Source organism: Thiopseudomonas denitrificans, from assembly GCF_002866065.1.
Taxonomy (GTDB): Bacteria; Pseudomonadota; Gammaproteobacteria; order Pseudomonadales; family Pseudomonadaceae; genus Thiopseudomonas; species Thiopseudomonas denitrificans.
Window position 1 is genome coordinate 25849 of the sequence record NZ_LNJZ01000007.1, and the last position, 12016, is coordinate 37864.

Sequence of the window (12016 nt, forward strand, 5' to 3'; positions counted from 1 at the left end):
GGCGACAAGCGTGCCATATTTGATCGAAAGAAAAGCCGCTCCGGAATATCTCGATGGCCGCGTACCCCTCAGAGCATGACAGCGCCGGAGCTGGCCACCTGTAGCTGCCGGGGTGCGACTCAGCCCTGCTGGTGATTGGCCACGCCAAACGGGATATGCACCATCGGAATGACCGCCTGGCCGGCTTCCAGATGGCTGAGCTGATCGTCAAAAAAGATGTGCGGCTTGAGCACCTGCAAAATGCGCAGCTTTTCCATGCCGCCGAGAAAAAACGCCTCGTCCGTCTCCACACCCCAGTCACGCAGGGTGGTCAGCACCCGCTCGTGGGCCGGAGCGCTACGGGCGGTGACAATGGATACGTTGAGTATCTTCTTCCCGCCGGGGTTGGCGCTCAACAGCTCGCGCTCCAGCCGTTGCAGATGCGACAGTTTGAGAAACAGGTCCGCGAGCGGGCCGGGCGAGTGGGGGATGGCCCGTTTTTGCTGCTCATGGGCCTGAAAACCGGCCAGATCACTGCCTTTATAGACTGCCTCCGACTCGTCATCGGCAATCACGCCGTCAAAGTCGAACGCCACGCGCAGCTGGTGATCGTTCTCGTCATCCTCGATGGTGCCCGGCAGCACCAGCCCGGCCGGGAAGTTGCTGGCAATCGCCTGTTGCACGTCCGGCTGGTGCGCACTCAGGAACAGCGAGGCATTGAAGGCGTTGATGAACTCGTGCGGCGAGCCGCCACCCATGAAGGCGGCGCGGGTGATGTCCAGCCCGTAATGCTCGATGGAGCGGAACACGCGCAAACCGGTTTCCGGCGAGTTGCGTGACAGCAATACCACCTCCACCGGCAGCAGCTCGGGAAACACCTGGTTGATCGACAGAAAACGGCGGATGAAAGGGAAGGCCACGCCTCTTGGTAGCGGATCATCAATGTGTGCCTGCTGGTGCTCACGATAGGCGGTCACACCCTGACGCTCGAAAATCCGGTTGGACTCCGACAGGTCGAACAAGGCGCTGGAGGCAACGCCAACAACCAGTTTTTCTTCGATGGGATAACTCATGGTGGCTCCTGTCGGGCAGTGGGCGTGCAGGATGTGCGGACGCATTGGCTTTCGAGCGGTCAGGTGCGACAACAATACCAAAGGCGGCAATTAAAAGCGCTTGACTTTTCGCTGTCAGGAGCAGTACCAGAATCATGTTGTGCACAAGGCTGGCAAAGTGTCCGGTTTTATGCTTGCCGGTAGCGCAAGCATAACATTTTTGTGACAAATAAATCGTAAGTCATTGATAACAGGTTTGAAATTTTTATTGGCTATTTTTTGAGCAATCTATACTGAGTCCTTGTCTGGCAGCCTTTGGCAACATCTGCCGCCAGCTTGTTCACAGGTTTATCCACAGGCGTTGTGGATGAACCTTCCGGGCCCGGATGCCACGGGGCATTGTGGATATCCGGGCCTGCCGAAGTGCCTCAATCAAGAAGATTTTTTGGCCGCGTGGCGGACTAACACCAGGCATTTGTCTCAAGAAAGCCGGCTTACACAAACCTGTAACATGAAAATGGCAAAGTGGGCACGAAAGTCGGAGGGCCTGTCAGCAAGGAACCTGCAAACAGGAAGTTTACCGGGAGCGGGCAGCAACACGTCGGGGCGACTGGCAAGAGGCGTCAGACAAAATATCTACTCTGAGCATATAAAAAGGCAACAAGGTGTCCATCATCGCTACCTTTAATACTCCAGCCAGCACCTGTGCAGAGCTTTGGCCGGTGACCAGAAAAATCCTGGCCAAATTGATGTTGGCCAACACTCCCGTAGAACATATAGAGCCTCGTAACCCGGCTGATTTGTCGGGTGGCGACCGCATTTGGTATGCGCGGCAAAACCGGGCAGACCAGCTGGTTGGTGGTCTTTATATGCTTGTGGAGCCCATCGGCAAACGTATGGCAGTGAGCCTGCATGAAATCGACCAGGTTGGCAAACCAGTCATGCTGACCAACTTTCTATACCTTGATGATACGGCCAGGGACGCACAGCGTGCGGCCTTGCTGTACATCACCTTTATAAATGATGAAGAGGATTTACCGGCATGAACGTCGTAACCCCCAAGTCTGCGCGGTCATTTATAGATGAATCCCTGTTTTCAGGGGAGTTTCACAATAAAAAATCGAAAATCTCCTGGTTCAAGGCAGGGCGGCGAAAAAAATTAAATTCAAGCGTGGTTGCAGAAATACTGGACAGGGCCGCATCCGGGTTTTGCAGTGAGCAGCCTGCTTGCAGTGAAGCGTTCGCTCAGGCGATGCGTGCAGGTGTTGTGTTGCTGGCACATACAGGCGGTTCCTGGGCTGTTTACGCCTGGAAGGATCAGCTAAGTGACCCCCGCTGCGAAGCGCCCGGAGCTGTAGCCGTGGATGTGCTTGGCAATATCTGGCAGGCAACCGGCGGCAATGAATATGAAGGGGCAGAAGCCTGGGAAGTGTTGCGCACCGCTGCCTGAGGCAAGGCATCAGCGCCACGGGTGTGAGAGTAAATTCGCACCTGCACAAAGAAGGGCAAACCTTGTTCCGTGTGTTACGGATTACACCCCTGTAGGTGCGAATTTATTCGCACAAAGCAGCCGCTGGCGTCGAGGGTGCTGCCCCTGTTGCCAGCGGTCGATAAAGGCGGTGGTCTGTTCCGGGCTGTAGGTCCAGCTGTCCATGTAGGGGTGTCCTTGTGTGCTGTGCGGTTAAAGGACTGGATTGTGCCATGTTTGTGGCATTTGGGTAAGGAAGCCGGCCCGTGATGCGGCGTGCTTTATATGGCTCAGGCAGCGCTGCCGGAGCAGTGCCTGCATTTTGCCTTATACGACCTTGGTGGTAAGATTGTTAACAATCTATGCGACCAGTGTTGACAGGCTAGCGGTGTTTCCGTAGCTTTGGGCCTAAATAAACGCCCAGGTGTTAACAATATGCAGCCAGCTGCTTCAGAAACTGTCGACAACCTTGCCGGGGAGAGCCATACCCTGTCCGAGCAGGTGTTTCGTACCGTGCAGGCGGCGATCGTCAAGGGCGATATTCCGCCGGGCAGCAAGATTTCCGAGCCGGAGCTGGCGCGTACCTATGGCATCAGCCGGGGGCCGCTGCGCGAGGCGATTCACCGGCTGGAAGGCCAGCGCCTGCTGGTGCGGGTGCCGCATGTCGGGGCGCGGGTGGTTTCGCTGTCACACCGGGAGCTGATCGAGCTGTACCAGATCCGCGAGTCGCTGGAAGGGCTGGCGTGCCGTCTGGCAGCGGAGAACATGACCGCGCAGGAAGTGGCCGAGCTGCGCGAAATCCTGGCCACGCACGAGCGTGATGCAGCGTTCCAGGCCGGCATCGACTACTTCCAGCAGGAAGGCGATTACGATTTTCATTACAAGATCATTCGCGGCAGCCGCAACCAGATGCTGGCCAAGCTGCTGACCGAAGAGCTGTACCAGCTGGTACGCATGTACCGCCTGCAGTACTCGGCCACACCGAACCGGCCACAGCAGGCGTTCAAGGAACACCACCGCATTCTTGATGCCATTGCCGATGGCGATGGCGAACTGGCCGAGCTGCTGATGCGCCGGCATATCGCAACATCCAGACGCAATGTCGAGCGACATTATCAGGCCAGCAATGGCACTCCATTATCTGTACGAGGTAAATCATGAGCCGTAAAACTCCAGGTCAACTATTCCGTGACGCCGTAGCCGAAGAACATCCGTTGCAGGTGGTGGGTGCGATCAACGCCAACCACGCGCTGCTGGCCAAGCGTGCCGGCTTCAAGGCCATCTATCTGTCTGGCGGCGGCGTTGCCGCCGGTTCGCTGGGCCTGCCGGATCTGGGTATTTCTACTCTGGACGACGTGCTGACCGACGTGCGCCGCATCACCGACGTGTGCGATCTGCCGCTGCTGGTGGACGTGGATACCGGTTTCGGTTCGTCCGCGTTCAACGTGGCGCGTACCGTCAAGTCCATGATCAAGTTTGGCGCTGCTGCCATTCACATCGAGGACCAGGTGGGTGCCAAGCGCTGTGGCCATCGTCCAAACAAGGAAATCGTTTCCCAGCAGGAAATGGTCGACCGCATCAAAGCGGCAGTCGATGCGCGTACCGATGACAGCTTCGTGATCATGGCGCGTACCGATGCGCTGGCCGTTGAAGGCCTGAACGCCGCGCTGGATCGTGCTGCTGCCTGTGTTGAAGCCGGTGCCGACATGGTCTTCCCGGAAGCCATCACCGAGCTGGACATGTACAAGGTGTTTGCCGACCGCGTGAAAGCGCCGATTCTGGCCAACATCACCGAGTTTGGTGCCACTCCGCTGTACACCACCGAGCAACTGGCCTCCGTGGATGTATCACTGGTGCTGTACCCGCTGTCTGCATTTCGCGCCATGAACAAGGCGGCGGAAAACGTCTACACCGCTATCCGTCGTGACGGCAGCCAGCAGAACGTGGTGGACACCATGCAGACCCGCATGGAGTTGTACGACCGTATCAACTACCACGCCTTCGAGCAGAGCCTGGATGCGCTGTTTGCGCAGAAGAAAGGTAACTGAGTTGCGTCATCACCCGGCCTGGCCGGGTGACCTCCAGCTGGCCTGATCGCCACGCTGGAAACCGGAACAGGCAGGGGCAGGGTGCTGCTCCTGCAAACCGAAGTTGTTCTACGGAACACACAATGAAGTAGTAAGCATCATTATAAAAATCTAGAGGATTACACTCATGGCTGAAGAGAAAAAGAAAGTACTGACCGGTGCCGGTCTGCGCGGGCAAATTGCTGGCCAAACCTCACTGTGCACCGTGGGCAAGGAAGGCGCTGGTCTGACTTATCGTGGTTATGACGTGCGTGACCTGGCCAAGAACTGCAAGAGCTTTGAAGAAGTTGCCTACCTGCTGTGGTACGGCAAGCTGCCCAACCAGGCCGAGCTGGACGCCTATGTCGAGCGCCTGAAAGGCATGCGCGATCTGCCGCAGGCTCTGAAGGAAGTGCTGGAGCGCATTCCTGCCGACGCCCACCCGATGGACGTGATGCGTACCGGCGTATCCGTACTGGGCACCCTGGAGCCGGAGCTGAGCTTCGACCAGCAACTGGATGTGGCCGACCGCCTGCTGGCGTCCATGCCGGCCATGCTGCTGTACTGGTACCACTTCAGCCACAACGGCAAGCGCATCGACTGCATGACCGACGAGCCGGATCTGGCAGGCCACTTCCTGGCGCTGCTGCACGGCAAGTCACCAAGCGACCTACACCGCGAAGTAATGAACGTGTCTCTGACCCTGTACGCAGAGCACGAGTTCAATGCTTCTACCTTTACTGGCCGTGTGTGTGCTTCCACTTTGTCTGACCTGTACTCCTGTGTAACCGGTGCCATTGGTTCGCTGCGTGGCCCGCTGCACGGTGGTGCCAACGAAGCGGCTATGGATCTGATCGACCGCTTCCAGACTCCAGACGAAGCCGTTGCCGAGCTGAAAGCCATGATGGAGCGCAAAGAGCTAATTATGGGCTTTGGCCACGCGATCTACCGCGAGTCCGACCCGCGCAACGAGGTGATCAAGGGCTACTCCGAGAAGCTGGCTGACGAAGTGGGTGACAAGGTGATCTACCCTGTGTCCTGCGCCATCGAGAAGCTGATGTGGGACGAGAAGAAGCTGTTCCCGAACGCCGACTTCTTCCATGCTTCCGCCTACCGCTTCATGGGCATTCCGACGCCCCTGTTCACGCCGATCTTCGTGTGCTCACGGGTGACTGGCTGGGCTGCGCACGTGTTCGAGCAGCGGGCCAATAACCGTATCATCCGTCCGAGCGCGGATTACATCGGTGAAGAGCAGCGTCCGGTGCCACCTATTTCCGAGCGTTGATGGGTGGTGATTGAGGCTGCCTTTGTTGAGTAGGTGTGTGTATGTGCGGCGGTTCATGTTCCGCAAAGTCGCCGCAAGTACGTCCATGTAGGCTCTCCGGCGACATCCATGTCGCCGAAGCTTTGCTCCACATGAACCGCCGCACTGAAACATAGTGCAAGCGGCAGCCTCAATCTTGTGGAAAGAGTAGGGCGGGCGTTGCCCGCCTGAATTCCTGGCAGGAATTCTTTTTGTGACATCCGCGTGGATGTCAGACAAAGAGTTCTTTGACAGGCCTTGCGTAAATAAATCAGGCCTGCAAACGACAGTCACACCTTTTGTGCACTTGTTAGAAACGTCATCCCGCGCGGAATGACAGTGGAGCATGCTTTGAGCGTGCGAACTGCACAAGGTTTGTGGTGTGGGGTGGCAAGTGGAGCAAAGCCTCGGCGACATGGACGTCGCCGGGGAGCCTACATGGATGTATTCACGGCGTCTTTGCGTAACTTGCCACCACACACCTGACTCGAAATTTGAATCACCCTCGCTGGAAGTAAAAACATGACTATGAATACCCAATACCGTAAAAACCTGCCCGGCAGTGTGCTGGATTTTTTTGATACCCGTGAGGCTGTCAACGCCATCGAGCCGGGTGCCTATGAGAAGCTGCCTTACACCTCGCGCATTCTGGCCGAACAGCTGGTGCGTCGCTGCGAGCCGGCGGCGCTGACTGATTCGCTCAGGCAGCTGATCGAACGTCGCCGTGACCTGGACTTTCCATGGTATCCGGCGCGTGTGGTTACCCATGACATTCTCGGCCTGACCGCGCTGGTCGACCTGGCCGGCCTGCGGGACGCCATTGCCGCCAAGGGTGGTGACCCGTCCAAGGTCAACCCTGTGGTGCAGACCCAGCTGATCGTTGACCACTCGCTGGCCGTCGAGTGCGGCGGTTTTGATCCGGATGCCTTCCAGAAGAACCGTGACATCGAAGAGCGCCGCAACGAGGACCGTTTCCACTTCATCGAATGGACCAAGACCGCGTTCGACAATGTCGATGTGATCCCGGCCGGTAACGGCATCATGCACCAGATCAACCTTGAAAAGATGTCACCGGTAGTGCAGGTCAAGGATGGCGTGGCCTTCCCTGACACCTGCGTCGGTACCGACAGCCACACCCCGCACGTGGATTCGCTGGGCGTGATTTCCGTCGGCGTGGGCGGCCTGGAAGCTGAAACCGTGATGCTCGGCCATCCGTCCATGATGCGCCTGCCGGATATCGTCGGTGTCGAGCTGACCGGCAAGCGTCAGCCGGGCATTACCGCCACCGACATCGTGCTGGCCTTGACCGAGTTTCTGCGCAAGGAGCGTGTGGTCGGTGCTTACGTCGAGTTCTTCGGTGAAGGTGCCGATAGCCTGTCGATCGGCGACCGTGCCACCATTTCCAACATGACTCCGGAATACGGCGCGACTGCCGCCATGTTCTACATCGACCAGCAAACCATCGACTACCTGAAACTGACCGGACGCGAGCCGAAGCAGGTCGAGCTGGTTGAACAGTACGCCAAGCACACCGGCCTGTGGGCGGATAGCCTGAAAACCGCCGAGTACGAGCGCGTGCTGCGCTTTGACCTGTCCACCGTTGGCCGCAACATTGCCGGTCCATCCAACCCGCACGCCCGTGTTTCCACCAGCGATCTGGCAGCCAAGGGTATTGCCGGTAATCTGGACGCAGCCCGTGCGCAGGAAGCCGAAGGCCTGATGCCGGATGGCGCAGTGATTATTGCTGCCATTACCTCCTGTACCAACACCTCCAACCCGCGCAATGTGGTGGCGGCTGGCCTGTTGGCGAAAAAAGCCAACGAGCTGGGGCTGACCCGCAAACCATGGGTTAAATCATCTTTTGCACCCGGCTCCAAGGTGGCAGAACTGTATCTGAAAGAGTCCAACCTGTTGGGAGATATGGAAAAGCTGGGCTTTGGTATCGTCGGCTTTGCCTGCACCACCTGTAACGGCATGAGCGGTGCGCTGGACCCGGTGATCCAGAAAGAAATCATCGACCGCGACCTGTACGCCACCGCTGTGCTGTCCGGTAACCGCAACTTTGACGGGCGTATCCACCCGTATGCCAAGCAGGCGTTCCTGGCTTCGCCACCGCTGGTGGTAGCCTACGCCATTGCCGGTACCATCCGCTTCGACATTGAGCAGGATGTGCTGGGCGTGGTCGACGGCAAGGAAATCCGCCTGAAGGACATCTGGCCGAGCGACGAGGAAATCGACGCCATCGTGGCCAAGTACGTCAAGCCGGAGCAGTTCAACCAGATCTATATCCCGATGTTCGACATGGAAGCTGCCGAGAAAGCGCCAAGCCCCCTGTACGACTGGCGTCCGATGAGCACCTATGTGCGTCGCCCCCCATATTGGGAAGGTGCTTTGGCCGCACCGCGCACCATGAAGGGCATGCGTCCGCTGGCGCTGTTGCCGGACAACATCACCACCGACCACCTGTCGCCGTCCAACGCGATCATGATGAACTCGGCGGCCGGTGAATACCTGCACAAAATGGGCCTGCCGGAAGAGGACTTCAACTCCTACGCGACCCACCGTGGTGATCACCTGACCGCCCAGCGTGCGACGCTGGCCAACCCGAAACTGCTCAACGAAATGGTGCGCAACGAGGACGGCAGCGTGAAGCAGGGCTCGCTGGCCCGTGTCGAGCCGGAAGGCCAGGTCATGCGCATGTGGGAGGCCATCGAAACCTACATGAACCGCAAGCAGCCGCTGATCATCATCGCCGGTGCCGACTACGGTCAGGGCTCGTCCCGTGACTGGGCCGCCAAGGGCGTGCGTCTGGCCGGTGTGGAAGTGATCGTGGCCGAGGGCTTTGAGCGTATCCACCGGACCAACCTGGTCGGCATGGGTGTGCTGCCGCTGGAGTTTAAAGAAGGTGTTAATCGTTTGACTTTGAAGCTGGACGGCACCGAGACCTATGACGTGGAAGGCACACCGGCACCGCTGGCCGACCTGACGCTGGTAATCAATCGTGCCAATGGTGAAACAGAGCGCGTGACCGTGACCTGCCGACTGGATACTGCCGATGAAGTACAGGTGTATGAGGCGGGTGGGGTGTTGCAGAAGTTTGCCAAGGATTTTTTGGGGGAGTGATTTTTTAGCTTTGGTGCTGGGGTGACTGGCGTGACACTACGCAAGGCTGACGCTGTCAGTTTTGAGCAAGCTCAATCCTGCCAGCTGATGCCTTGCTCCGGTCACGCCAGTCACCCAAATTCGCACCGCGCTGATGGGGAGGAGGTGGCACGGCGCTGCCGTGCTGCTGTCGCAAGTTGGGTTTGCACTGCGGTGTTGGGAGCACGGGTTAGACGCTCCGCAAGCTGACGCTGCCAGTCTTGAACAAGTTCAATCCTGACAGCAAGGCTTGCTACGGTCTAACCCGAACTCCAATACACACCTTGCGCGCGGGAGGGAGTGTGGCACGGCTGCGCCGTGCTGCTGTTGCGTGTTCTGGTTGAGGTTTTTGTGTTGTGTGCTTGTCATTGTGAGGCGCATAACACAAGCGAACTGGCAGACAAGTATGGAGTTTCGGTGTCTGGCATGACCGGAGCAAGCATCAGCTGCCGCGTCGAAGCTTGCTTCGGCGTGGTAGCGTCAGCTTGCGGAGTGTCATGCCAGACACAAGCTCTCTCTTCCCCCTCCACCCCGAAAATTGCGTCTTGCACAAAATTCGCGGGGCGGGCCGGGTGAGGCTGTAGCAAGCATCAGCAACAGGCTTGAGCTTGCTCAAGACTGGCAGCGTCAGCTTGCGGAAGCCTTAACCGGCCATCAGCCCCAAACACAAATCTCCAACCAGCAATTGCACGGAAAAATAATCATGTCTTTTGTACCTCAAGTTAAAGTTCCTGCCACTTATATGCGTGGTGGCACCAGCAAGGGTGTATTCCTGCGTGTACAGGATCTGCCCGAAGCAGCTCAACAACCCGGTGCAGCACGCGATAATCTGCTGCTGCGCATCATCGGCAGCCCCGACCCCTACGGCAAGCAGATCGACGGACTAGGCAACGGCAGCTCCAGCACCAGCAAAAGCGTATTGCTGAGCAAGAGCAGCCAGCCAGGGCACGATGTCGACTACCTGTTTGGCCAGGTCTCCATCGACAAGCCCTTTGTTGACTGGAGCGGCAACTGCGGCAACCTGACGGCTGCGGTGGGCTCCTTTGCCATCAGCAATGGTCTGGTCGATGCCGACAAGATTCCCGACAACGGCATCTGCACCGTGCATATCTGGCAGGTCAATATCCAGAAAACCATCATTGCCCATGTGCCGATCACCAATGGCCAGGTGCAGGAAACCGGTGACTTCGAGCTGGACGGCGTGACCTTTCCTGCGGCCGAAGTGCAAATCGAGTTTCTCGATCCGGCTGATGGCGAAGGCTCGATGTTCCCCACCGGTAATCTGGTGGACGAACTGGAAGTGCCCGGTGTCGGCACCCTGCAGGCGACCCTGATCAATGCCGGCATTCCGACCATTTTCGTCAATGCGGCAGACATCGGTTACACCGGTACCGAGCTGCAAAGCGACATCAACAGCGATAACGCGGCGCTGGCCAAGTTCGAGCTGATCCGCTCCTACGGCGCGGTGAAGATGGGGCTGATCAAGGATGTGTCCGAAGCGGTTGGCCGCCAGCATACGCCGAAAGTGGCCTTTGTCGCCCCGCCAGCCACCTACACCTCATCCAGCGGCAAGGAAGTGAAAGCCGAAGATATCGACGTGCTGGCCCGTGCCCTGTCCATGGGGCAGTTGCATCATGCCATGATGGGCACCGCAGCGGTGGCCATTGGTACGGCGGCGGCGATTCCCGGCACGCTGGTCAACCTGGCGGCCGGTGGCGGTGAGCGTAATGCGGTGCGTTTCGGTCACCCGTCCGGAACCCTGCGCGTCGGTGCCGAAGCCATTGAGGAAAACGGCCAGTGGCTTGCCAAAAAAGCCATCATGAGCCGTAGTGCCCGCGTGCTGATGAGCGGCTGGGTGCATGCGCCCGGCGACTGCTTCTGAGTGAATTCCGGTCAGGGATGACCGGTTTCAGGTCTTGAAGGCCCGGGCCAGTCGCACACTGGCCCGGGCCTTCTGTCTTTTGTCTGCGGCGACAGCTTACAGCAGCGCCGGCAACAGCCCGTTGGCCAGGGCAACACAGGTGCCGGTACCGGCCAGCACACTGAGAAACAGGTTGTGTTTCCACAAGTGAACGGCAACCGTTACCAGCGTGGCGATGACTTGTGCGCCAGCCAGCCGGCTGTCAGCCGGGTCGATCATCGACAGGCAATACACCACCAGAATCACCATGATGCCGAGCGGCATCCAGCTGTTCAGCGCGAGCAGCAGGGGTGAGTCCTTGATGGCGTTTTTCAGGATGAAGGGCAACGCACGCAGCAGAAAGGTGATTGCCAGGGCCACGCCCACAGCCAGAAAGATATAACCCGTACTAGGCATCAGGCTGCTCCACCGGCTGTGTGCGGCGCTTGTTCCATTGATGACGCAGTAACATGAAAGCGGTAAATGCGCTCATGGCCAGCACCAGCATGCTGTCGCCTGCCAGCAACGCAGCGATGATGCCGAAGACGGCTGCGGACACCAGGGTAACGCGGTCAGGCCGGTGCCGGTAGGCATCCATGGCCAGTGCGATGAACAGCGCGGTGAGAATGAAATCCAGCCCCTTGACGTTTTGCAGCAGGGTAGCGCCAACAATGGCTCCGGAGAGCGAGCCGGACATCCACGACAGTTGCAGCCCCAGCTGGGTCCATAGAATCCAGCCATGGCTGAGCCGGCGCGGGTCGCGGGGGGCGGCCAGGGCATAGGCTTCGTCGGTCAGGGCAAAGACGCTGTACAGCTTGCTCATGCCGCGTACCCGGTGCAACGGAAACGACAGCCCGTAAAACAGGTGCCGCGAGTTGACCAGCAGCGTGGTCATGGCAATGGCCGACAGCGGCGCGCTGGCCACCAGCAGGCCGACCAGCAGAAACTCGACCGAGCCGGCATATACACCACCCGACAGCAGCGGAGCCACCCACCAGGGCAGCCCGCTGCTGGTGACCATCACACCCAGGCCGATGCCCAGCACAAACATGCTGAGCCAGACCATGCCGGTTTCACGCACCGCGCGTAGCAGGGAAAGAGGCATCA

10 protein-coding genes are annotated in these 12016 nt (G+C 58.7%); 7 read left to right on the top strand and 3 right to left on the bottom strand.

Annotated features, from left to right (window positions below):
- Window positions 1-119: 119 nt before the first annotated feature.
- Entirely contained in the window at window positions 120-1052 is a 933-nt protein-coding gene (locus AR306_RS05985) for a 5'-nucleotidase (protein WP_101496658.1), read from the bottom strand.
- 644 nt (window positions 1053-1696) lie between these two features.
- Between AR306_RS05985 and AR306_RS05990 the strand changes: the two genes are divergently transcribed.
- The 7 genes from AR306_RS05990 to prpF all read left to right on the top strand — a co-directional run bounded on the left by AR306_RS05990 (window position 1697) and on the right by prpF (window position 10891).
- Window positions 1697-2077, top strand: coding sequence for a hypothetical protein (locus tag AR306_RS05990; RefSeq protein ID WP_101496659.1), 381 nt, complete (start codon window positions 1697-1699; stop codon window positions 2075-2077).
- Complete coding sequence (locus AR306_RS13545; protein ID WP_240622498.1) at window positions 2074-2481, top strand: hypothetical protein; 408 nt, start codon at window positions 2074-2076, stop codon at window positions 2479-2481. Before AR306_RS05990 ends, AR306_RS13545 begins: the two co-directional genes overlap by 4 nt.
- A 453-nt stretch (window positions 2482-2934) precedes the next feature.
- Window positions 2935-3660, top strand: a complete 726-nt coding sequence (locus AR306_RS06000) for a GntR family transcriptional regulator (protein WP_101496661.1) — start codon at window positions 2935-2937, stop codon at window positions 3658-3660.
- On the top strand, window positions 3657-4547 hold the full coding sequence (gene prpB / locus AR306_RS06005) for a methylisocitrate lyase (protein ID WP_101496662.1): 891 nt from the start codon (window positions 3657-3659) through the stop codon (window positions 4545-4547). The genes AR306_RS06000 and prpB overlap by 4 nt, the downstream gene beginning before the upstream one ends.
- A 166-nt stretch (window positions 4548-4713) precedes the next feature.
- Window positions 4714-5850, top strand: coding sequence for a bifunctional 2-methylcitrate synthase/citrate synthase (gene prpC, locus AR306_RS06010; RefSeq protein ID WP_101496663.1), 1137 nt, complete (start codon window positions 4714-4716; stop codon window positions 5848-5850).
- Between the two features lie 546 nt (window positions 5851-6396).
- A complete protein-coding gene (gene acnD, locus AR306_RS06015; protein WP_101496664.1) occupies window positions 6397-8991 on the top strand; it encodes a Fe/S-dependent 2-methylisocitrate dehydratase AcnD in 2595 nt (864 codons plus the stop codon).
- Window positions 8992-9712: 721 nt separating this feature from the next.
- Window positions 9713-10891 carry a 2-methylaconitate cis-trans isomerase PrpF gene (gene prpF, locus AR306_RS06020; RefSeq protein WP_101496665.1) on the top strand — a complete coding sequence of 393 codons (1179 nt, stop codon included), beginning with the start codon at window positions 9713-9715 and terminating at the stop codon, window positions 10889-10891.
- A gap of 96 nt (window positions 10892-10987) precedes the next feature.
- Here the strand turns inward: prpF and AR306_RS06025 are convergent, their stop codons facing one another.
- Window positions 10988-11326 (bottom strand): branched-chain amino acid transporter permease, encoded by a 339-nt coding sequence (locus tag AR306_RS06025; RefSeq protein WP_101496666.1) that lies wholly within the window; start codon window positions 11324-11326, stop codon window positions 10988-10990.
- Window positions 11319-12014, bottom strand: coding sequence for an AzlC family ABC transporter permease (locus AR306_RS06030; RefSeq protein ID WP_206167973.1), 696 nt, complete (start codon window positions 12012-12014; stop codon window positions 11319-11321). The genes AR306_RS06025 and AR306_RS06030 overlap by 8 nt, the downstream gene beginning before the upstream one ends.
- Window positions 12015-12016 lie beyond the last annotated feature (2 nt).